The organism is Pseudomonas sp. COW5, from assembly GCF_026240005.1.
Lineage (GTDB): Bacteria > Pseudomonadota > Gammaproteobacteria > Pseudomonadales > Pseudomonadaceae > Aquipseudomonas > Aquipseudomonas kribbensis.
The window spans coordinates 2,865,269-2,887,347 of sequence record NZ_JAPHVP010000001.1 but is presented as its reverse complement, the minus strand read 5'-3'; the positions used below and the strand labels follow the sequence as shown (position 1 = coordinate 2,887,347).

Sequence of the window (22,079 nt, the reverse complement as noted above, 5' to 3'; positions counted from 1 at the left end):
GCACCCTTCCTGAATTCTGTGCCGCTCCCGCGCCAGGCACGGGAGCGCTCAATTAGATGTTCTGACGATCGCCTTTCGGATCGAAGAACACCGAAGAAACGATTTCCGCCTCGATCACGCTGCCATCCGCCAGCGGTGCAAACACCCGCTCGCCCAGACGCTTCAGACCGCCCTTCACCACGCCCATGGCAAACGAATAACCGAGGGAGTTGTGCGCGTAGCTGGAGGTCACGTGGCCGACCATGGTCATCGGGATCGTCTGCTTGGTGTTGAACACCAGTTGTGCACCTTCCGGCAGCCAGACGTTCGGATCGATCGGCTTCAGGCCCACCAGTTGCTTGCGCTGATCACGCACGCAGTCTTCACGATTCATGCCGCGCTGGCCGATCCACGAGAACGGTTTGGTGCGACCGACGCACCAGCCCATATTCAGGTCGTCCGGGGTCATCGAGCCGTCGGTGTCCTGGCCGACGATGATGAAGCCCTTCTCGGCCCGCAGGACGTGCATGGTTTCGGTGCCGTACGGCGTCAGGTTGTACTGCTTGCCGGCCTCGACGATTTTTTCCAGCACGCCCATTGCGTAGTCGGCCTGGACGTTGACTTCGTACGACAGCTCACCGGTGAACGAGATGCGGAACACCCGCGCCGGCACACCGCCGACCAGACCTTCTTTCCAGGTCATGAACGGGAACGCTTCGTTGGCCAGGTCGATGTCGGTCACGGCGCTGAGCAGCTTGCGGCTGTTCGGGCCGGACAGGGTCATGGTCGCCCAGTGGTCGGTGACAGAGGTGAAGTACACCTTCATTTCCGGCCATTCGGTCTGGTGGTACAGCTCCAGCCACTGCAGTACGCGAGCCGCACCGCCGGTGGTGGTGGTCATGACGAAATGGTTGTCGGCCAGACACGCCGTCACACCGTCGTCGAAGACCATGCCGTCTTCCTTGCACATCAGGCCGTAACGGGCCTTGCCCACGTCGAGCTTGGTCCAGGCGTTGGTGTACACGCGGTTGAGGAATTCACGGGCGTCTGGGCCCTGGATGTCGATCTTGCCCAGGGTCGAAGCGTCCAGCAGACCGACGCTGTCGCGCACTGCCTTGCACTCGCGTTTGACCGCGGCATGCATGTCTTCGCCGTTTTTCGGGAAGTACCACGGACGTTTCCACTGGCCGACGTCTTCGAACTCGGCGCCGTTTTTCAGGTGCCATTGATGCAGTGCGGTGTAACGCACAGGTTCGAAGATGTGCCCGCAGTGACGGCCGGCTACCGCGCCGAATGTCACCGGCGTGTAGTTCGGACGGAACATCGTGGTGCCCATCTGCGGGATGGTCACGTTCAGCGAACGGGCGGCGATGGCCAGACCGTTGACGTTGCCGAGCTTGCCCTGATCGGTGCCGAAGCCCAGCGCGGTGTAGCGTTTGACGTGCTCGACCGACTCGAAACCTTCGCGGGTCGCCAGTTCGATGGCGGCGGCAGTGACGTCGTTCTGCAGGTCGACGAATTGCTTCGGTGCCCGGGAAGTGCCCTTTTCGTGCGGCACCTGGAACAGCGCCAGCGTCGGTTCTTCGTGGCGGCTCAGGGCTTTCGGCAACACGCCTTCGACGGTCTGGAAACCGGCTTCGGCCGCGGCGCGCACGCCACCTTCAAAACCGTCGGCCAGGGAATCGCCGAGACCGTAGACGCCGTTGATGCCGCCGACGCACACACGTTTCTGCGGTGCTTCGCCCGGTACGAAACCGAGAATGTCTTCACGCCAGACCGGCTTGCCGCCGAGGTGCGACGCCAGGTGCACCACCGGGCTGTAGCCGCCGGAGCTGGCGATCACGTCGCAGTCCAGCCATTCGCCGGGACTGGTCACGGCATGGCCTTTCACATCGATGGCAGCTACACGGGCAGCAGTCACGCGCTTGCTGCCACGGGCCTCGATCACGGCGCTGCCGGTGAGGATACGAATGCCTTTGGCGCGCGCTTCTTCAACCAATGCGCCACGCGGATTGCTGCGGGCATCAGCGATGGCCACCACTTGCAAGCTGGCGTCGAGCCAGTCCAGCGCCACGCGATAGGCATGATCGTTGTTGGTGGTCAGCACCAGCTTCTTGCCCGGCGCCACGCCGTAACGGCGCACATAAGTCGAGACCGCACCGGCCAGCATGTTGCCCGGCACGTCGTTGTTGCCGTAGACCAGCGGACGCTCGTGAGCGCCGGTCGCCAGTACCACACGCTTGGCGCGGACACGGTGGATGCGCTGACGCACCTGGCCGATCGGCGCGCGGTCGCCGAGGTGATCGGTGAGGCGTTCGTGAATGGTCAGGAAGTTATGGTCGTGGTAACCGTTGACCGTGGCGCGCGGCAACAGCAGCACGTCCGGGGTGTTCTTCAGTTCGGCAACCACACTGGCGACCCATTCCACGGCAGGTTTGCCGTCGAGGCTCTCGCGGGAGTCGAGCAGGCTGCCGCCGAACTCTTCCTGTTCATCGGCGATGATCACCCGGGCACCACTGCGCGCAGCGGCCAGGGCAGCGGCCAGACCGGCAGGGCCGGCGCCGACGATCAGCACGTCGCAGTGCTGGTTCATGTAATCGTAGGTATCCGGATCGACTTCGGTCGGCGAACGGCCAAGACCTGCGGCCTTGCGAATGTACTTCTCGTAAGTCATCCAGAACGATTGCGGGTACATGAAGGTTTTGTAGTAGAAGCCCGGCGGCATCAGCTTGCCGCCGACCTTGCCGAGAATCCCCATCATGTCGTTGTTGACGCTCGGCCAGCCGTTGGTGCTGGTGGCGACCAGCCCCTGGTACAACGCCTGTTGCGTGGCGCGCACGTTAGGGATCTGGGTAGCTTCGGTCGCACCGATCTGCAGCACGGCGTTCGGCTCTTCGGCACCGGCGGCGAAGATGCCGCGAGGGCGCGAATACTTGAAGCTGCGGCCGATGATGTCAACGCCGTTGGCGATCAGCGCCGAGGCCAGCGAGTCGCCCTCGAAGCCTTTGTAGCTCTGACCGTTGAAGGTGAAGCTCAGCACTTTGTTGCGGTCGATCCGTCCACCGTTGGACAGGCGATTGGTCTGGCTCATACCTTCTCTCCCAGCGCCGGCGTAGCTGTTTTCGCAGGGTCAGCCTTGTCGGTGAATTGCGGCTTGGTGCCGATCTTGTAGGTTTCGAGAATCTCGTAGGTCACGGTGTCGCGGGTGACGTTGAAGTACTGGCGGCAACCGGCGACGTGATCCCACAACTCGTGGTGCAGACCACGCGGGTTGTCGCGGAAGAACATGTAGTCGCCCCACTCCTCGTCGGTGCAGCTGTTCGGGTCCAGTGGACGCGGGATGTGCGCCTGGCCGGATGCGTGGAATTCCTCTTCGGAGCGCAGTTCGCCGCAGTGAGGACAGAAGATATGCAACATGGGATTTCTCCTGTTAGTGGGCGACAGCCGCAGCGCCGTGTTCGTCGATCAACGCACCGTTGTGGAAACGGTCGATGGAGAAAGGTGCAGCCAACGGGTGCATTTCACCCTTGGCCAGGCTCGCGGCAAACACGTTGCCCGAACCCGGTGTGGCCTTGAAGCCGCCGGTGCCCCAACCGCAGTTGAAGAACATGTTCGGTACCGGGGTTTTCGAAATGATCGGGCAGGCGTCCGGCGTGGTGTCGACGATGCCGCCCCACTGACGGTTCATGCGTACCCGCGACAGCACGGGGAACATCTCGACGATGGCCTGGATGGTGTGCTCGATCACCGGATACGAACCGCGCTGGCCGTAGCCGTTGTAGCCGTCGATACCGGCGCCGATCACCAGGTCGCCCTTGTCGGACTGGCTGATGTAACCGTGCACGGCGTTGGACATGATCACGCTGTCGATAATCGGTTTGATCGGCTCGGACACCAGCGCCTGCAGCGGGTGGGATTCGATCGGCAGACGGAAACCGGCGAGCTTGGCCATGTGCCCGGAGTTACCGGCGGTGACCACGCCGACGCGCTTGGCACCGATGAAGCCCTTGTTGGTTTCAACGCCGATGCACACGCCGTTTTCCTTGCGGAAACCGATCACTTCGGTCTGCTGGATCAGGTCCACGCCGAGGGCGTCGGCGGCACGGGCAAAGCCCCACGCCACGGCATCGTGACGGGCCACGCCGCCGCGACGCTGGACGGTTGCGCCCATCACCGGGTAGCGGGTGTTTTTCGAGCAGTCGAGGTACGGGATTTCGTCCGCGACTTGCTTGGCGTTGAGCAGCTCGCCGTCGACGCCGTTGAGGCGGTTGGCGCTGACCCGACGCTCGGAATCACGGATGTCCTGCAGGGTGTGGCACAGGTTGTAGACGCCGCGCTGGGAGAACATCACGTTGTAGTTCAAATCCTGGGACAGGCCTTCCCACAGTTTCATCGCGTGTTCGTACAGGTGCGCTGACTCGTCCCACAGGTAGTTGGAGCGAACGATGGTGGTGTTACGCGCGGTGTTACCACCGCCCAGCCAGCCCTTCTCGACCACGGCCACGTTGGTGATGCCGTGCTCTTTCGCCAGATAGTAGGCAGTCGCCAGACCGTGCCCGCCGCCGCCGACGATGACCACGTCGTAGACCTTTTTCGGGGTCGGCGTGCGCCACATGCGCTGCCAGTTTTCGTGGTGGCTGAGGGAGTGCTTGAAGAGGCCGAAGCCCGAATAGCGTTGCATAGTCATTTACTCCAGAACGCTCAGCGATAAACCGGGAAGTCTGCGCACAGGGCCGCAACCTGCTGGGCGACGTTGGCCTCGACATCGGCATCGCCGAGGTTGTCGAGGATGTCGCAGATCCAGCCGGCCAGCGTCACGCACTGCGCCACCTTGAAGCCGCGGGTGGTCACCGCCGGGGTGCCGATGCGCAGGCCGGAGGTGACGAACGGCGACTGCGGGTCGTTCGGTACGGCGTTCTTGTTGACGGTGATGTGGGCGCGGCCGAGGGCGGCGTCCGCGTCTTTACCGGTGAGGCCCTGACGGATCAGGCTGACCAGGAACAGGTGGTTGTCGGTGCCGCCGGACACTACATCGTAGCCACGTTTGATAAATACGCTCGCCATCGCCTGGGCGTTGTCGATCACTTGTTGCTGATAGGCCTTGAAGCCAGGCTCCAATGCTTCCTTGAAGCACACGGCCTTGCCGGCGATGACGTGCATCAGCGGGCCGCCCTGGGCGCCGGGGAATACCGCAGCGTTGAGTTTCTTCTCGATCTCTTCGTTGGCCTTGGCCAGGATCAGGCCGCCACGGGGTCCGCGCAGGGTCTTGTGGGTGGTGGTAGTGACCACGTCGGCGTACGGCAGCGGGTTCGGGTACAGACCGGCAGCCACCAGACCGGCGACGTGGGCCATGTCGACGAACAGCAGCGCACCGACCTTGTCGGCGATCTGACGGAAGCGCGGGAAATTCAGAGTTTTCGAGTAGGCCGAGAAACCGGCGACGATCATTTTCGGTTTGTGCTCGACGGCCAGACGCTCGACTTCGTCGTAATCGATCAGGCCGGTGGTGGTGTCGATGCCGTACTGCACGGCGTTATACAGCTTGCCCGAAGACGAGACCTTGGCGCCGTGAGTCAGGTGACCACCGTGGGCGAGGCTCATGCCGAGAATGGTGTCGCCGGCCTGGATCAGCGCCAGATACACCGCGCTGTTGGCCGAGGAACCGGAGTGCGGCTGGACGTTGGCGTAATCGGCGCCGAACAGTTGTTTGGCGCGTTCGATGGCCAGGGCTTCGACCTTGTCGACGTGCTCGCAGCCACCGTAGTAGCGCTTGCCCGGATAACCTTCGGCGTACTTGTTGGTCAGGCCGCTGCCTTGCGCTTCCATCACGCGTTTGCTGGTGTAGTTCTCCGACGCGATCAGCTCGATGTGATCTTCCTGACGTTGCTCCTCGGCATTCATCGCCGCCAGCAGTGCATCGTCGTAACCCTGGATCCGGTCTTGCTTGCTGAACATCGCGTCTCTCCCAGCGGCATCTGTGCGCCATTCGTCTCGGTAAGGCACTGGCTATGTTGGCAGTGCCCTTTGATGCCGATGGTATGGCCGGCGCAGGGAGGTCAAATGCCTACGGACGCCACGCAAAGGTGCGTTTACGACATGGCGACAGCGACAGGCTCAAACAAGCAGCTGGCGCAAGGCCAGAAGAACGAGGAAATGCGCGGGATAGAGCGCATACGCCCAGCGCCGCAGGGGTGGCGCATGGAGGTAAGTGGCGTGTCGCAACAGGAACATTCCGGACAGTGGCGCAATCAGGCAGGTCGCAATGCCGAGGACCGCCACGCGGTTGCCGAACTGCGCGGATTCGAAGAGCACCTGCCACTGATTCGCCGCCAGACACACCAGCCCCGGCAGCAGGCTGAAATACCAGGGTTTGCGAAACACCAGCAACATCGCCAATGGCAGCAAGACGCCGGACAGACCGAACATCAGTCGCTCCGGGAACAGCGCGGCCACCAGCAAGGCAACTATGCCCAGCAGTCGCGAAATCGCTGTTGGATCCTGCCAGCCCCGCGCCACCAGCAAACCCAGCGCCAGCGTGGGCATCACGTTCAAGGTGTCGGGATCGGGAACGTACAAACGGTAGGGAATCTCGCTGAACAGACTGAACAGCAGCAACCAGCCCAGATAGCGCCATTCGGTCTTGCGCGCGCCGTCCCGCGCCAGGTTCGCCGCCATCGCCAGACAGAACCACGGGAACGCCAGCCGCCCCGGCACATACAGCCAATCGGCGCTGATCCCGACATATCGCAGGTGATCGAACAGCATGCTCAGCAGCGCCAGCCACTTGAGCAGATCGAGTGCGCCGTCGCGCCGGCTCAGGTGCATAATCGGCTCGCATCCTTGTAAAGTTCTGACAGCGACATCCCGTGTGCTCCCCGGATGATCTTCGGTACAGTGCGCACCATCATTGACCCCACGAAGCGCCACAAGCGCCTCGATCACGGAAGCCGGCCATGACCGACAAGAGCCAACAATTCGCCAGCGACAACTACTCCGGTATCTGCCCCGAAGCCTGGGCTGCCATGGAACAGGCCAACCACGGCCACCAGCGCGCCTACGGCGACGATGAGTGGACAGCACGCGCCTCGGATTATTTCCGCAAACTGTTCGAGACCGACTGCGAAGTGTTCTTCGCCTTCAACGGCACCGCCGCCAACTCCCTCGCGCTGTCGTCGCTGTGCCAGAGTTACCACAGCGTGATCTGCTCGGAAACCGCCCACGTCGAAACCGACGAATGCGGCGCACCGGAGTTCTTCTCCAACGGCTCGAAACTGCTGATCGCCGGCACCGAAAACGGCAAGATCACCCCGGCCTCGATCCGCGAAGTCGCGCTCAAGCGCCAGGACATCCACTACCCGAAACCGCGCGTCGTGACCCTGACCCAGGCCACCGAAGTCGGCAGCGTCTACACCCCGGAAGAAGTCCGCGCCATCAGCGACACCTGCAAGGAACTGGGCCTGAACCTGCACATGGACGGCGCGCGTTTCTCCAACGCCTGCGCATTTCTCGGCTGCTCGCCGGCGGATCTGACCTGGAAGGCCGGCGTCGACGTGCTGTGCTTCGGCGGTACGAAAAACGGCATGGCGGTGGGTGAAGCGATCCTGTTCTTCAACCATAAACTGGCCGAAGACTTCGACTACCGCTGCAAACAGGCCGGGCAGCTTGCGTCAAAGATGCGCTTCCTGTCGGCCCCGTGGGTCGGCATCCTGGAAAACGACGCCTGGCTCAAATACGCCCGCCACGCCAACCACTGCGCGCAACTGCTGGCCGAACTGGTCAGCGACATTCCGGGCGTGGAACTGATGTTCCCGGTCCAGGCCAACGGCGTGTTCCTGCAACTCTCGGAACCGGCCATCGCCGCCCTGACCGCTCGCGGCTGGCGCTTCTACACCTTCATCGGCAAGGGTGGTGCGCGCTTCATGTGCTCGTGGGACACCGAAGAAGAACGCGTGCGTGAACTGGCCCGCGACATTCGCGAAGTCATGTCGGCCTGATCCCCTTCCCCGTGGCGCGGGAGCCTGCTCCCCGCCACCGCTCACCTCCTCCCGTTTCAGCTCCATCGTCTACATTGTCTGTCGAGCCATCGCTCACATAACAATAAGCAGGAGCTTGCGCATGTCGCTAAAAGGCAAAACCTTGTTCATCACTGGCGCCAGTCGTGGCATTGGGCGCGAGATTGCGCTGCGGGCTGCGCGGGACGGGGCCAATATCGTGATCGCCGCCAAAAGCGCCGAACCCCACGCCAAGTTGCCCGGCACCATTCATAGCGTCGCGGCGGAAGTCGAAGTGGCCGGCGGCAAGGCTTTGGCCCTGCAACTGGATGTGCGTGATGAGGACGCAGTGCGTCAGGCACTGGCCCAGGCCAACGATCATTTCGGCGGGATCGATGCGCTGGTGAACAACGCCGGGGCGATCAAGTTGACCGGTGTGCAGCACATCGAACTCAAGCGCTTTGACCTGATGCACCAGATCAATACCCGCGCGGTGTTGCTGTGCAGCCAGGCGGCCCTGCCCTATCTGAAAAAGTCAGGCGGACACATTCTCAACCTGTCGCCGCCGCTGAATATGGCCAGCAAATGGTTCGCCCAGTACAGCCCCTACACCGTGACCAAATACGGCATGAGCATGCTGACGGTGGGCATGAGCGAGGAATTCGCCAACTACGGGATCAGTGTGAATTCGCTGTGGCCGCAGACCATGATCGCCACGGCAGCGATCGAGTTTCAGCTGGGCAACCGCGAGTCGTTCAAGCATGCGCGCACGCCCCAGATCATGGCGGATGCGGCGTATGTGATTCTGGGCAGCAGCGGGCGGCGGATTACCGGGCGGTTGTTGATCGATGAAGAGATTTTGCGGGAGAGCGGCGTGACCGATTTCGATCATTACCGTTTTGAACGAGAAAGCGACGTGGCACTAATGCCAGATTTGTTTATCGACTGAGAAAAGCCCCTCACCCTAACCCTCTCCCAAAGGGAGAGGGAACTGATTGGGGGATGCTCAAGAAATACACTGACCTGAATCTGCTTTGCCGAATCCATAATCGCCACGCTTGATCAGGTCGATGTATAGCGCAAGACACCTCGGTCAGCTCCCTCTCCCTGGGGAGAGGGCTGGGGTGAGGGGGTAGGCCTGGCGCAGGAGACCGCCCCACCGCCGATCAGTATTCGATCCGCACATCCCCCTTCGGCACACTACAGCAAGAAAGAATGTACCCCTCCGCCTCGTCGTCCTCGGTAATCCCGCCGTTGTGATCCATCTCCACCTCGCCGCCGAGCTTGAGCACCTTGCACGTCCCGCAGATCCCCATGCCGCAGGCTTTCGGGATCATCAGGCCGACCTTCGCAGCCGCCGCATGCACAGTCTCGCCCGGGGCCACGCGGATGCTCTTGTCCGATGAGGTGAATTCCACCAGATGCAGATCCGCCGCCGGAATTTCCGGTGCTTCGGCGGCCTGTTCGGCCTGTTCCACTGCGTCGGCGCGGGCTTCCGGTGGCGTAGCGCCGAAGGATTCCTCGTGGTAGCGCTTCATGTCGTAACCGGCGTTTTCCAGCAGGCGCTTGACCGCCGTCATGTACGGCGTCGGGCCGCAGCAGAAGACTTCGCGCTCGAGGAAGTCCGGCACCATCAGTTCCAGCATTTTGTGGTTGAGGTAGCCGCGATAACCGGCCCACGGCTCGCCCAGCCCGTGTTTCTCGCAGATCAGGTGCAGGCTGAAGTTGTCGATCCGCGACGCCATGTGTTCCAGCTCGCGGTGGTAAATGATGTCTTTGGGCGAGCGGGCGCTGTGGATGAACGTCATGTCGACGTTGCCGTTGGTGTCGTAGAACCAGCGCGCCATGGACATCACCGGGGTGATGCCGACGCCGCCGCTGAGATACAGCACTTTCGGGCTCGGGAAGTCGATGGCGTTGAACAGCCCGACCGGGCCGTGCACCGCCAGTTCCTGGCCTTCGTGCAACGTGTCGTGCAGCCAGTTGGACACCTTGCCCCCCGGCACCCGCTTGATGGTCACCGAAAAGCTGTAGGGCACCGACGGCGAGCTGGAAATGGTGTACGAACGCATGATCGGCTGGCCTTCGATTTCCAGCTCCAGGGTCACGAACTGCCCGGGCTTGAAGAAGAACAGGATCGGCTGGTCGGCCATGAAACAGAAGGTGCGCACGTCCCAGGTTTCCTGGATGACTTTGACGCAACGGACGATGTGTCGGCCATTGGCCCAGGTCTGGGTGGTGACCGGATTCAGGAAGCTGTTCGACATGCTGTTCTCCACGGCCGACTGTCGGCCTTCATGTGGCGATTCTGCGTATAGCGCGAACGGCCCGTTTACCTATCCGCGACATTCACATACTTATCGCGACCAGCCCCCAACCACCGGGGGTTGCGCGTCGGGAACAGATTGCACCATGTCGCCCATGGATAAGGTTCCGGGCAGCGGCGGCCCCACACTCGCCCCAACACAAACAGATTCTTTACACCTTGCGTTGCACCCTTTAGCCGCACACCCGATCAGCCACTTTCGCGGCCACGCAGATGGCCTTGAGGAATTCATCGATGGACACCGCAAAACTCAGCCTGGGCGACCTGCTGGAACCCGCACGCAAGGCCACCGCACAAATGCTGCAGGAGCGCGAGCGCACCTATTCGCTGCCGCAACCGTTCTACAGTGACGAGCGCCTGTTCGATATCGACATGCAGGAGATCTTCCAGAAAGAGTGGTTGATCGCCGGCATGACCTGCGAGATCCCGGCCAAGGGCAACTACATCACCCTGCAGATCGGCAAGAACCCGATCATCGTCATTCGTGGCGCCGAAGGCGTGGTGCATGCGTTCCACAACGTCTGCCGTCACCGTGGCTCACGCCTGTGCACCAGCGACAAGGGCAAGGTCGCCAAACTGGTCTGCCACTACCACCAGTGGACGTATGAGCTGGACGGTCGTCTGCTGTTCGCCGGCACCGAGATGGGCGCCGACTTCGACATGAAGCAGTACGGCCTCAAACCGGTGAACGTGAAGACCGCCGGCGGCTACATCTTCATCAGCCTGGCGGAGAACCCGCCGGCCATCGATGACTTCCTGTCGACCCTGAACCACTACATGGAACCCTACGACATGGAGAACACCAAGGTGGCGATTACCACCACCTTGATGGAAAAGGCCAACTGGAAACTGGTGCTGGAAAACAACCGCGAGTGCTACCACTGCAACGGTTCACACCCGGAATTGCTGAAAACCCTGCTGGAGTGGGACGACGTCACCGACCCGCGCGCCGACCAGGCGTTCAAGGACCACGTCGCCGCCTCTGCTGCCGCGTGGGAAGCCGAAAAGATCCCTTACGCCCACGCCAGCTTCGGCCTGCGCAACCGCATCGTGCGCATGCCGCTGCTCAAGGGCACCGTGTCGATGACCATGGACGGCAAACAGGGCTGCGCCAAACTGATGGGCCGGATCAAGAACCCGGACCTGGGCTCGATGCGCATCCTGCACCTGCCGCACTCGTGGAACCACTGCATGGGCGACCACATCATCGTGTTCACCGTGTGGCCGATCAGCGCCCAGGAAACCATGGTCACCACCAAGTGGATCGTGCACAAGGATGCCGTGGAAGGCGTGGACTACGACGTCGAGCGCATGCGCAAGGTGTGGGACGCGACCAACGACCAGGACCGTCGCCTGGCCGAAGAAAACCAGCGCGGGATCAACTCCACCGCGTACCAGCCGGGGCCGTACTCCAAGACTTATGAGTTCGGCGTGGTCAACTTCGTCGACTGGTACAGCGAGCGCATGCTGAGCAACCTCGGGGCCGAGCCTGCGCCGTACCTCAAAGGCGTGCCGGTTCAGGGTTGAAAATCGCCAGTGCCGACAATAAAAAACCGCGAGCACGCTCGCGGTTTTTTTATTGCAGCCGTGGCACCGTTACCAGTTCCAGGATCTGATGATGCTCTGCGCCGCCTCGAAGATATTGTTCACATCAGCGGCACTCGGCGGACGTTTATAGTCCGGGTCGATTTTTCTTTGCAGCGCATCGTACAAACCATCGATCTTTTCTTCGGTTCGTTTCTTGTCGCGAAGTCGAAGAGCATCGAGCTTTGCTTTATTTGCATCAAGCGCCCGATTTTCTTCAAGATTGATTGCGCGACACCACTCGCCTTCAATAGGATCGATAAACGGCGGTGGCCCGATGGGTTTAAATGGTTTGATCATTAAACACCTCACAGACCATAAAATGGCTTCAGGAGAACCAGCCTCCAATCCAACTGACGACCGAATTGAAAGTATTGGTAATTTTCTCCCAGACATTCTTCAGCCAACTGAGGATCTTCTGGCCAATTTCGATAAAGAAGTCACCGATCTTGTTGAGTACGCCATTGAAGAGATTGCCAAAGTTTTCCATAAAACCAATAACCGCATCGGCACTGGCCGGAAATTTGTCAACTTCATTGATGGCCGCGTCGTAGATTTTGTCGATTCGCTCTTCGGCAGCCTTCTGGTCACGTTTACGCAGTTCCTCAAGTTTTTCCTTGTAGGACTTGGTATCGGTCGACCCGGAATTCTGGAACGCTTCGGTGGCTTTCACCAGCCCTTTTTCCGATTGATTCGACTGTCCTTCTCCTGCTTCCCTGGCTTCTTTTTCCAGCCTTTTCACACCTGGATCATTGGCGCCATTGCTCAGATAAAGGCTGCGCAGGTGAATCTGTTGCAGGCGTGGCGAAGCCATCAGTACGCCTCGTGCCGCACCCGACGAGCGTTTCTTGGCATGAACGCGCATTTCGTTCAGCAGTTCGACATAAGCCTCTTTCGACGGAGGAACGGCCGCTTCGGCGACCGACTTGACTTTGGACTTGGCTGCTTCAGACATTTTGGAACTCCTTGTAGTGTTGTATTTATCGCACTTGGTGTTGTGCCCCGGCAGACAAATGCTGCTGATAAAACCGGCAGGCAGCACTCGTCAAAAAACTCATACTCCGCCCATGCAACTGCTCGTTGTCTTTTTAAATCCGGCAATTATCAAACAGCACCCCACATGAAATACGCGCGAATTAAACAGCTTTCGCAGCGCCATCCCGAAATGGATTAATCACAAAGTAGGGCTTCTTGATAAAAAGCCAATAAATTGACTAAAAGTACTCCATTACAAAAAAACTCCTGCATTGAACCCGGCGGAATTTATTGCTGAACAATTTTGTTCAATTCCTCACGTGCGGCCAAGTAAAGTCGCAGCCACCATACCTGTCAAACTTGCCAATAGAACTATCGGAAACTGTTTCTATTTTGATTCGGCATATACCGACAACCAAACCCTTTAACTAGCCAGCACAAGCGGCGTTAAGATTTTTAATATTTTCAATGCATGAAAAGGCCTGCGGTACAGATACCGCAGGCGCCCGGTCACGTGGATGACCACCTCACACTGCCATCCTCGCCAATAAACTCTTCGAAAATCTCCTCCCCCACCAACCTGATTTTCGCGTACCCGTTCAATACCCGCAGCGGATAGTCCGGATCCTTCGCATCCTGCGTTTCGGAAAACAGTATCCGTGAATGCCCGTTCAGCTCGCTGGTGGTGCCATAGGGAATCGCTCCGTGCCCGGCGCAGCGTGCATGCAACCCGCCCTGGGTCGCATAGACGATGCCGTTGTGCAGATGCCCCCAATACCAGTAATCCGGCTCACGTCCCAGCGCATCGCACACCGGTTGATACAGCGCAGTCTTGTTGTGCCCGGTGATATCGAAGCCCTGATGATGACTGAGCACCATCAGTTTCTTGCGTTTGGGCAAGCCCTTCATCCAGGCGATTTGCGGTTCGTTCAGCGTGCCGTCCATGTACAGGTTCATCACGTCCGAGGCATAGGCCGTGTCCAGCCCGACAATCAGCCAGTCGTCGTTGATCAGGGCAAAGTAGCTGGTGCCCTGCTGCCTCGGAAAACGCGCGGCCAGTTCCTTGAAGTAACCGTGGGCGCCGCTGTACATCTCGTGGTTGGAATTGAGGGTAAACGAGCCGTGGGTGCCCATCGGCCAGCCGGACATGTCGGTGTCTTCCTGGGAATGGGTGCCCGCGTAATAGACATCCCCCAGGTGAATGGTGAAGTCGGCATTGGCCAGTTGCATCTGGTTGGCCACCGACACCGCCGGCGCATGACTGTTGAACGGCCCGGTGCCCCAGTCGCCGGCAATCGCCAACGTCACTTCGCGCTCCATGGTCACCAGCGCCGGGTCGGTGCCGAAGGTCGCGTGGTGACGCAGGTTTTCGATCCATTTGAGCAGCGCCTCGCTCCACAGCAGGTCCAGCAGTTCCCACTTGCGGCAGCCGAGCAGCGTGCCGTCCTTGAGCACTTTGGTTTGCAGTTGATCAGGGGACTGCGGCAACGGCGTTGCATTGCCGATGCGCAGGATCGACAACCCGTGGGACAACTCCCACGGCACCGCCGGCTCGTCGTCCGGCAGTTCACCATTTTTCAGCACGTACTGCGCCTGATCGTGACCTCGCTGGAGCAGCTTGATGATGGCCTGGAACTCTTCGGGTTCCAGCTCGCTGATGAGCTTCATCCAGGCCATTTCCACTCGCGTGAACAGGCCGTGCAGACGAACCTTGACCTTGTCGATTTCATGTTTCAGATGACCGACCGCTGACATGGCGTAATCCTCTATCCGTAAGGGTTCACAGGGTTTTCATGAATTCGATCAGCGCGCGTTTGTCGTCGTCCGACAGCGTCGTGCCATACAGGTGACCGGTGTTGTGATTGCCCTCCAGGCGCGTGTCGTACTTGAAGTCCGCCGAGGCTTTCGCTTGGGCGCCGCTGGTCACGAAGCCGACGTTGACCGGGTCGTAGACATCGGAGCCGGTGATGAACACCTGCGGACGTTTTTCCGGCGGTTGCAGCAAGTCCCACAGGGTCGGCACCGAGCCGTTGTGCAAGTACGGTGCGCGTAGCCAGATGCCGTCGGTGGGCGTGTTGCTGTAGCTCTGGGTCTTGCGGTAGGCGCCGAAATCGAACGGCGGTTTCTTGAAGGTGTGGAACGCCGCCACAAGGCCGGTGGTGAACGAGTCGAGCCGATGCGGATCGGTGCCGAGCTGGTCGATGTTGGTGGTGACCTGCCCGGTGTCGGCGCGACCGAAGTCGTGGCAACCGGCGCAATTGGCTTCCCAGATCGGTTTGCCCTGGGCGACTTTGGCCTGATCCAGCGCCCACGGCCACGCGGGCGCCTTGTGTCCGAGCAGCCAGTTGGTGACCCGGTTGAAGCTTGGCGGCAGCACCGACTCCGGCGTCGCCCCCACGGCCATCGCGGCGGCGTAGTTGCGCTCGTGGATCTTGTTGTTATTGCCGTCCCAGTGCAGGTACATCGATTCCCGGGGTTTCTGGTTCCACACTTGCGGCAGGTCGACGGTGCCGATGGTCGAGTCATCCGGGAAGCCGAACACCACCATTTTCGTCGGGTTGAAGGTGTCGGTACGCCCCGGCCCCTGCGGCGGCCGCAGCTTTTGCCAGGCGTAGGCCTGCTTCTGTTTGAGCAGCGCGGTCTTGGCCATCGGGATGATCAGGTAACGGTTGTAGAGCCGCTCGAAAAAACCGAGCTGGAACTTGCTGTTGATCGCCGCCATCACCGCGTCGGTGGTGAATTTCGGGTCGCTGGCGCAATCGTAGGCGAACCACTGGAAGGCTTGCAGTTGCAGGGTATTGGCCGGTGCGCTCGGCACATTGACCGCAACGTCGCTGGCATTCGCCCGGTAGGAGCCGGTGTGACACAGCGCGCAGTTCGGCTCCACCGTCGGGTAGCCGATCTGCCGCTTGGCCATGCCGATCGGCAGGTCCTTGCCGTTCTCGAACAGGAAACCGAAGACTTCCCAGCCGCCGGGCTTAGGCATCTTCTCGGGGCACATCTGCGGCAGCACGGAGAACAGGTAATACGGAATCCGCGCTTCAATGCCCAGGCCAATGGCGGCGTATTTGTAGTGATCTTCGTCGGAGGCGTATTCCTGCTCCGGCACCACACGCAGCATCTGATACCAGGTCTCGTAGCCGATGAATCCCAGCAGCGCGACCACCACCAGCGTGCCGACCTTGAATGCGTGGCTCTGCCAATGCCGCGCCCACGCCGCCCGCCATTCGCGCCAGCCGTCACAGAGCAGCGCCAGCGGACGGCTTTCAGGGGTGGTGCCGAGGTACAACAGAATGCCGAGAATCACGAAGAAACTCAGATCGCCCATCAGCATCGGTACGAACACCGAACCCTGGCTACTGGTGTCGATCAGGTAGATCCAGAACGCCACGGCAATCAGCCGTGTCAGCACGCACAGCCAGGAATGCACCACGTAGCGCGGCGCGTTGAAGCCCGACGGCATGTAGAACACGCTGATGCCCACCAGCAGCATCCCGGCGTTTTCCAGCCACGGGTCGGAGAGTTGCGGCGGCAGGCCGACCACCGATGTCAGCAACCCCGGCGCGAACAGCGCCGGGATCGCGAACACCATGTTCATCGCAATGCCGAGCCAGATGAAGCGTTGAAACCAGCGGATGTAGCTGTCCATGTCATCCATTTCCTTGTGCAACCCGAGAGATGTAGTGCCTGACCTACCGCCTTCGCGGGCAAGCCCGCTCCCACATGGACTGGGGTGTCTGCTGATTTTGTGACCGGCACAAAACCCTGTGGGAGCTGGCTTGCCAGCGATGCAGTCGACTCGGTCCGAGATCAACCGAGGGCGGTTTTCTCCAAGTGTTCAAGGATGATCGGATACACATCGACCACCGCGTTCTTGCCGAACATGCAATCGATGTGGCCGTAACCCGGCACAACATGCCGGCTATAACGCTCCGGCCCGTGCTTCTCGCAAACCCGCTGATAGGTCTTGAGCGTGCTCTCCGGCAGATAGCACTGGTTTTCCGCGCCGCTGATGAAGCAGATCGGCATGGTCAGCCGGTCGAAGTGCGGCATGTAGACATCGTTGCCCTTGAAGTCCACCAGATGCCCTTTGCGCACGATCAGCGCCAGGTGTTCGAAGGTCTCGATGTTCGACTCGCCGAACAGTTCGTGCAGGTTATCGTGCAGCGTCTCGTTGAGGGTGTCGTGGCGGTACAGCGACGCGTACATGAAGGTGATGCGGTGGCACACCGGATTGGTGCAATAGCCCTGGGCTTCGATCCGCGCGTAGCCGTTGAGGGCCTTGTCGTAGAGGCGGTTGAACCAGTTCTCCTTGCTGTCGGCGTAGGCGGTCATGGATTTGATGCCGATGGCGTCGAGCATCCCCGGCAAGTGCAGACCGGCCTTCAACCCCGTCGCCGTCGCGACCACCGTGTCGGCGGCGATCTGCGAGCAGACCACTGAACGCACGCTTTGCAGCCCGGCGAGCAACGACATGAAGAACGTGGTTGCACCGTAGCAATGCACCACACACTGCACGTCCTTAGCGCCGGTCTTCTGTTGGATCTGCCCGATGGCAGCCTTGAAGTCGTACTGGGCGATCTGGTCGCCGTTCCATTCCTTCTTGCTGGCCGGCAGCAGGATGCTCACCCGGAAGTCCAGCAGCCACACGTCGTAATCATGCTTGCAGAGAAACTCCAGCAGGTTGGTCTGGATGGTGTCGGTGGAAAAGATGTTCGAGCCCACACCCAACCCGTGCACCAGCATCACCGGACCCTTGCTGCCGGCCTGATAGCGGCTCAGGCGCAGTTCCACGCCATCCTCGGTGGGGAAGAAATGCACATCCGGCGTCGGCGCATCCAGCGGCCGTTTCAAGCGTGGCGGTGCGTCAGGGTTGAAGTATTTGTCACCGGCAAACACGCCGCCGTAACTCTCCCAGAGGATCCCGGCGAAGAACTTGCCGAACCGCGCCAGCCCTTCAATGCGCTCACGCTCGTTGCGCGCATTGAGGACTTTCATGGTGGTCATCTGCTTGGCGAAATCCGCCGGTTTGATGTGCATCACACCCGAGCCGATGACTTCGCCGGATTTGTCCGGCCCGCGATACAGCGTGACGTAGAGGGTGCTGGTGTCATGCCAGATATTCAGCACGCCGTTGTCTTCCGGCACGGTTTTGAAGGCGCTGAAGAAATAGTCGTTGCCGTCCTCGGCGGTCAGTTTCATGTCGTACTTCATGTGGCGTGTGTCGACCTGCTGCTCGAATTGCTCGAACAGGTTGAACACGCCGTTACTGGCGGTCAGCGGCTGCGGCGAAAGGGCCGGGGCGATCACCGTGCCGACGATGGTCGCGGCGTGCTCCGGTTCCTTGATCATCCGGTTGAGGTCGTTGGCGGTGATGGTCAGGGTGAAGTCGATTGGCGAGTTGTCCGCCTCGCCGCGTTTGGCCGCCGCTTCGTAAACCTTCAGATCGGTACTCTGCGCAGCGGTAAAGGCCCGGGAGAAGTAGCCTTTCATGGTCTCGGTGAACTGCACGCCGAGGGTCGGTGGCACCGGTTGTTTGCGCGGCGCCGAAGGCAGTGTGTAATCGATCGTCCAGCCACGGTCGGCGGCCAGCAGGCCCATGTTGCGCTCGCTGACGGCGGAGATGGTCAGCAGCGGGTTGACCGCCAGTGACGTCGGGATCACCGCACCGTCGGTCACGTACAGGTTGGCATAGACATCGCTGCCGCTCGCGCCGCTGAACACCTGCCCCTTGTGGTTGACCACGCCTTGCGCGGCGTCTTCACCCATCACGCAACCGCCCAGTGGATGCACCGAGACGATGCTGTGTTTGAGCAATTTGGTCCAGATCGGATTCTCGACCCAGATCCCGCCCAGTGCCTTGGTGCTCTGGTACAGCCGTTCGTTGCCGATCTTGAAGTTTTCCTGCTCGCCGACGCCCGGCCAATCGATGCGCAGTTGATCCTTGCTGTCGAGGACCATGCGCCCCTGGCCGCTGTCGTGACTCATGATCAGGTAGGTCTGCATGTTGTGCAGCGCGCCGTAGTACGGGCCGCGCAGGAAACTTTCGGCTTCGCGCTCCTTGTACTTCACCTTGCCGCTGAAGCTGTCGTCGGTGGGCACGCCGATCATCTCGGCGAACCCGGCCATCGCCGGCACCATCGGCCGCCCGAGGGCGCCGGGGATCGAGCCTTCCTCGATGACCATGCGACTGCTGCGATCACCCCCGTTGCGCATGTCGATGATCGAGGTGATGCACGGGCCGACCGGTTTCATCTCCTTGGCCGAGTGCGTACCGAAACCGATGCCGTTGATGGTCTGTTCGCAGTTGTGGCCGAAGCCGAGGATGTCGCCGTTGCCGCTCATGTTCTCGCCGAGCTGGCCGGACATCGCCAGGCCCTTGTCCCGCGAGCGCAGCAGAATTTCCGTGGAGCCCAAGGTGCCGGCAGACACCACGACAATGTCGGCCTTCACGAACAGCGTTGGCGCGTCGAACTTCTCGCGGCCGCTGTCCAGATATTGAAAGTGAACGATCCAGCCATCGCCATCGCGCTCCAGATGCCGCACCTGGGCCTGGCAGAAAATCTCCGCGCCGTGATTGGTGGCGTCCGGCAGATAGTTCATCAGCGTGGTGTTCTTGGCCTTGTTGTTACAGCCTGAAACGCAGTCGCCGCAGTGGTTGCACGGCAGTTGCTCGACGCCGACGTGGTTGAGGTTGTTCGGCAGTTTGTCGAAGGTCACGTTGATCGGCGGTTTGTAAAAGTTTGCGCCTTGCTTGAGGAAGTCCGCGGACTTTTTGTTGGCATCGAGCTTGGGCAGGTTCGGTGCGCTGTCCGGATAAGCGTTGGGTTTGAGCATCTCCCGGGCCTTTCTGTAGCCCTCCTTGAGCAAGCCATCCTGGTCTTCGCGCACCGCCAACGGCCAGCGTGGATCCTTGAACACATCGGCTGTCGGTTCCAGCGAAACATTGGCATTGATCAACGACGTGCCACCGAGGCCACAGCCGACCACCACGTTCTGCTGTGCGTTGACGTGCAGATCGAACAACCCGGTGCGCGATCCGATGTGACCGTCGGGGTCGTGCACCTGCAGCTCTTCGGTCGCAGCGATCATGGTGTTGGGGTATTCGCCGGGCTGGATTTCCCGACCGCGCTCCAGCAGGCACACCTTCTTGCCGGCCCGGGACAGACGCGAAGCGGCAATGCCGCCACCGTACCCGGAGCCGATGACGATCACGTCGTAGTGTTCCTTGATGTCGCTGATGGGCGTTGCGATCCGTGTCATGAGGTGGTTCCTCTCTCAGGCAGATGGGGCAACTCTGCGGTTGCCTGCAATCAATGGGCGAACGGGCACCTGGCCCCCGGGCAGGCCCGGCGGCAGTACAGCTATGTGGCAGGATTCAGGCGCTATAGACGGGCATGCTGATTGGCGGCACGACGCAAGGTGCGCGCACGCGGCTTCGGGGCTGACAGCAAGCGGAGATTGAGGGGCGAGCGATGTGGCTGGGTATCCATCACGCGTTCTCCCTGAACCAGATGTGGATAAGTGACGGCGGTCCTTGTGCCATTGGAGTGAAGACAGCGGCCGGTTTGAAGTCAAGGCAGGCTCTTAGAACTGTATGAAATGTGATCAATTGCCATTTGGACTATAGCCGGCGGGGGCCGCAGGGTTTGGCGAACAAGTTATCCACATAGCCACCCACAGCAAATGGGGACAACTGGGGATGACACGGAAAAATAACCGGGGTTTTTTGAAGAAAAACCGTGACTTATTCAGAAGCAGCGATTCCATTAGCGATTGACTGTTTTTTGATCAAATCGCCACAAGCAACGGATTACGTGGCTTTCAGAGGATGGCGAACACCTTATCCACAGAAGCGCCAACAGAGATCGGGGGTAACTTGGCGGGTGCTGTGGAAAAGCGCTGGAGGCGTTGATAAGTCGGGGTTTGCGTGGGGATTGGTGGGTTAAAAGGCTGAATTGAACGTTTTTTGATCAGTTCTTTGAAAGCCACGGTTTATATGGCTCTTAGCGGATAGCGAACATCTTATCCACAGAAGCGCCAACAGAGATTGGGGGCAAGTCGGGGAGCTATCCTGGGGAAAAAGCTCGTAAAAACCGCAAGTTAGGCTGATCGTTTTTTGATCTGAGGGCTGGATGGCTTGATTGGCGTGGGGTTCAGGGATGGGCGAACACGTTATCCACAGATCCGCCAACAGGGATTGTGGGTAAACAGCCCTCCCTCACCCCAGCCCTCTCCCGGAGGGAGAGGGAGCCTACGGTGGTGATCTCGAGAGGTACCCCGACCTGAGCGTTCATCGCGACCTCAGGTTCGATAAAACTACAGTAAGGCAACGTGTTCTCAGGCTTGGCCAAACCAAGGTCACCGCTGAAGTCGCAGGTCGATGTAGATAGCCAGTTCAACTCGGTCAGTTCCCTCTCCCCTTGGGAGAGGGCTAGGGTGAGGGGGCTTCTAGCGGACAACACCTTCTTCGATCAGCAGCTTGAGAATGGCTTCAGCACCAGCTTGCGCCGTCACGCCCTTGAGCACCTGCCCCCCACCCCCACTGGCCTTCGCCGTCGCCGCCTTCATCCGGTCCGCCCCGCTCTTGGCCTTGATCACCTTCAACCGTTTCGGCCGTGGCTTGGCCGGTTGCAGGGTCGCCACCGAGAGCAATTCGTCATCCACCACTTCCACATCTTTTGCCTGAAGAACGCCGCGTCGCGCCGGGCCGTAAGCGCTTTGCCGAGGCTTGGGCGCGGCGTTATCCACAGTCGCGAGAAAAGGCAGGCGCACCTTCAGCCGGCGGCGCTGCCCACGGGGCAACGCTTGCAGCACCAGCGCCGAGCCGTCGTTGATCGACTCGACCTGAGCCAAACCGACGACCAATGGCCATCCCAGCCCTTCGGCCAGCAGGAACGGCAGCATCCCCGAACCTTCACCGGTTTCCGCCTGACTGCCAGTCAACACCACCTGAGCGCCGGCATCCCGCAAATAGTCGGTCAACGCCGGCAACGCATCCGCATCGGCCGGTTGTTCCAGCACATGCATCTGTTCCAGGCCCATGCCCAGATAAGCGCGCAGCGCAGGTTCGCCAATGTCCCCGGCATGCAGCACTTGCAGGTTATCCCCAGCCAGTTGCAAGCCGAGCTCCACCGCCCGTGCATCCTGTTCGGCACGACGCGGGCGGCCCGAGGTCGGATGGGCGCCGATTGAAACCAGACTGATGATCTTTGTGCTCATAA

The 22,079-nt window shown here is 60.6% G+C and carries 15 protein-coding genes; 3 read left to right on the top strand and 12 right to left on the bottom strand.

Annotation, left to right across the window (positions count from 1 at the left end; translation table 11 throughout):
- Nucleotides 1–52: 52 nt before the first annotated feature.
- The 5 genes from OQ248_RS13110 to OQ248_RS13090 form a co-directional block, all read right to left on the bottom strand.
- Complete coding sequence (locus OQ248_RS13110; RefSeq protein WP_265813043.1) at nucleotides 53–3,070, bottom strand: sarcosine oxidase subunit alpha; 3,018 nt, start codon at nucleotides 3,068–3,070, stop codon at nucleotides 53–55.
- A complete protein-coding gene (locus OQ248_RS13105) occupies nucleotides 3,067–3,396 on the bottom strand; it encodes a sarcosine oxidase subunit delta (RefSeq protein ID WP_085709160.1) in 330 nt (109 codons plus the stop codon). The genes OQ248_RS13110 and OQ248_RS13105 overlap by 4 nt, the downstream gene beginning before the upstream one ends.
- 13 nt (nucleotides 3,397–3,409) lie before the next feature.
- Complete coding sequence (locus OQ248_RS13100) at nucleotides 3,410–4,660, bottom strand: sarcosine oxidase subunit beta (protein ID WP_003206307.1); 1,251 nt, start codon at nucleotides 4,658–4,660, stop codon at nucleotides 3,410–3,412.
- 20 nt (nucleotides 4,661–4,680) lie between these two features.
- Nucleotides 4,681–5,934 (bottom strand): serine hydroxymethyltransferase, encoded by a 1,254-nt coding sequence (glyA, locus tag OQ248_RS13095; protein ID WP_265813042.1) that lies wholly within the window; start codon nucleotides 5,932–5,934, stop codon nucleotides 4,681–4,683.
- 159 nt (nucleotides 5,935–6,093) lie between these two features.
- Nucleotides 6,094–6,804 (bottom strand): TraX family protein, encoded by a 711-nt coding sequence (locus tag OQ248_RS13090; RefSeq protein ID WP_265813041.1) that lies wholly within the window; start codon nucleotides 6,802–6,804, stop codon nucleotides 6,094–6,096.
- A 128-nt stretch (nucleotides 6,805–6,932) separates the two neighbouring features.
- Here OQ248_RS13090 and OQ248_RS13085 point away from each other — a divergent pair, with 128 nt between their 5' ends.
- Nucleotides 6,933–7,973: a low specificity L-threonine aldolase gene (locus OQ248_RS13085; RefSeq protein ID WP_007959802.1), complete on the top strand. Its 1,041-nt coding sequence runs from the start codon at nucleotides 6,933–6,935 to the stop codon at nucleotides 7,971–7,973.
- 121 nt (nucleotides 7,974–8,094) lie between these two features.
- Entirely contained in the window at nucleotides 8,095–8,919 is an 825-nt protein-coding gene (locus OQ248_RS13080; protein WP_265813040.1) for an NAD(P)-dependent oxidoreductase, read from the top strand.
- A gap of 217 nt (nucleotides 8,920–9,136) precedes the next feature.
- On the opposite strand, the gene gbcB is transcribed toward OQ248_RS13080, so the two are convergent.
- A complete protein-coding gene (gbcB, locus tag OQ248_RS13075) occupies nucleotides 9,137–10,237 on the bottom strand; it encodes a glycine-betaine demethylase subunit GbcB (RefSeq protein ID WP_085697770.1) in 1,101 nt (366 codons plus the stop codon).
- 293 nt (nucleotides 10,238–10,530) lie between these two features.
- Between gbcB and gbcA the strand changes: the two genes are divergently transcribed.
- Nucleotides 10,531–11,823 (top strand): glycine-betaine demethylase subunit GbcA, encoded by a 1,293-nt coding sequence (gbcA, locus tag OQ248_RS13070; protein WP_114885985.1) that lies wholly within the window; start codon nucleotides 10,531–10,533, stop codon nucleotides 11,821–11,823.
- A gap of 69 nt (nucleotides 11,824–11,892) precedes the next feature.
- Here gbcA and OQ248_RS13065 read toward each other — a convergent pair whose 3' ends face one another.
- From OQ248_RS13065 to OQ248_RS13040, 6 genes are all read right to left on the bottom strand, one after another.
- Entirely contained in the window at nucleotides 11,893–12,180 is a 288-nt protein-coding gene (locus OQ248_RS13065) for a hypothetical protein (protein ID WP_064589561.1), read from the bottom strand.
- Nucleotides 12,181–12,208: 28 nt separating this feature from the next.
- Nucleotides 12,209–12,835 (bottom strand): hypothetical protein, encoded by a 627-nt coding sequence (locus tag OQ248_RS13060; RefSeq protein ID WP_064589562.1) that lies wholly within the window; start codon nucleotides 12,833–12,835, stop codon nucleotides 12,209–12,211.
- 530 nt (nucleotides 12,836–13,365) lie between these two features.
- Nucleotides 13,366–14,610 carry a metallophosphoesterase gene (locus OQ248_RS13055; RefSeq protein WP_265813039.1) on the bottom strand — a complete coding sequence of 415 codons (1,245 nt, stop codon included), beginning with the start codon at nucleotides 14,608–14,610 and terminating at the stop codon, nucleotides 13,366–13,368.
- Nucleotides 14,611–14,635: 25 nt separating this feature from the next.
- Entirely contained in the window at nucleotides 14,636–16,504 is a 1,869-nt protein-coding gene (locus tag OQ248_RS13050; protein WP_265813038.1) for a hypothetical protein, read from the bottom strand.
- A gap of 161 nt (nucleotides 16,505–16,665) precedes the next feature.
- On the bottom strand, nucleotides 16,666–20,118 hold the full coding sequence (locus OQ248_RS13045) for an alpha/beta fold hydrolase (protein WP_265813037.1): 3,453 nt from the start codon (nucleotides 20,116–20,118) through the stop codon (nucleotides 16,666–16,668).
- Nucleotides 20,119–21,306: 1,188 nt separating this feature from the next.
- Nucleotides 21,307–22,077: an electron transfer flavoprotein subunit beta gene (locus OQ248_RS13040; RefSeq protein WP_265813036.1), complete on the bottom strand. Its 771-nt coding sequence runs from the start codon at nucleotides 22,075–22,077 to the stop codon at nucleotides 21,307–21,309.
- Between the last annotated feature and the right edge of the window lie 2 nt (nucleotides 22,078–22,079).

Excerpts from the sequence above, each read along its gene's own strand:
- OQ248_RS13110 (WP_265813043.1), bottom strand. The coding sequence starts at position 3,070 with ATGAGCCAGACCAATCGCCTGTCCAACGGTGGACGGATCGACCGCAAC.
- OQ248_RS13105 (WP_085709160.1), bottom strand. The coding sequence starts at position 3,396 with ATGTTGCATATCTTCTGTCCTCACTGCGGCGAACTGCGCTCCGAAGAG.
- OQ248_RS13100 (WP_003206307.1), bottom strand. The coding sequence starts at position 4,660 with ATGCAACGCTATTCGGGCTTCGGCCTCTTCAAGCACTCCCTCAGCCAC.
- glyA (WP_265813042.1), bottom strand. The coding sequence starts at position 5,934 with ATGTTCAGCAAGCAAGACCGGATCCAGGGTTACGACGATGCACTGCTG.
- OQ248_RS13090 (WP_265813041.1), bottom strand. The coding sequence starts at position 6,804 with ATGCACCTGAGCCGGCGCGACGGCGCACTCGATCTGCTCAAGTGGCTG.
- OQ248_RS13085 (WP_007959802.1), top strand. The coding sequence starts at position 6,933 with ATGACCGACAAGAGCCAACAATTCGCCAGCGACAACTACTCCGGTATC.
- OQ248_RS13080 (WP_265813040.1), top strand. The coding sequence starts at position 8,095 with ATGTCGCTAAAAGGCAAAACCTTGTTCATCACTGGCGCCAGTCGTGGC.
- gbcB (WP_085697770.1), bottom strand. The coding sequence starts at position 10,237 with ATGTCGAACAGCTTCCTGAATCCGGTCACCACCCAGACCTGGGCCAAT.
- gbcA (WP_114885985.1), top strand. The coding sequence starts at position 10,531 with ATGGACACCGCAAAACTCAGCCTGGGCGACCTGCTGGAACCCGCACGC.
- OQ248_RS13065 (WP_064589561.1), bottom strand. The coding sequence starts at position 12,180 with ATGATCAAACCATTTAAACCCATCGGGCCACCGCCGTTTATCGATCCT.
- OQ248_RS13060 (WP_064589562.1), bottom strand. The coding sequence starts at position 12,835 with ATGTCTGAAGCAGCCAAGTCCAAAGTCAAGTCGGTCGCCGAAGCGGCC.
- OQ248_RS13055 (WP_265813039.1), bottom strand. The coding sequence starts at position 14,610 with ATGTCAGCGGTCGGTCATCTGAAACATGAAATCGACAAGGTCAAGGTT.
- OQ248_RS13050 (WP_265813038.1), bottom strand. The coding sequence starts at position 16,504 with ATGGACAGCTACATCCGCTGGTTTCAACGCTTCATCTGGCTCGGCATT.
- OQ248_RS13045 (WP_265813037.1), bottom strand. The coding sequence starts at position 20,118 with ATGACACGGATCGCAACGCCCATCAGCGACATCAAGGAACACTACGAC.
- OQ248_RS13040 (WP_265813036.1), bottom strand. The coding sequence starts at position 22,077 with ATGAGCACAAAGATCATCAGTCTGGTTTCAATCGGCGCCCATCCGACC.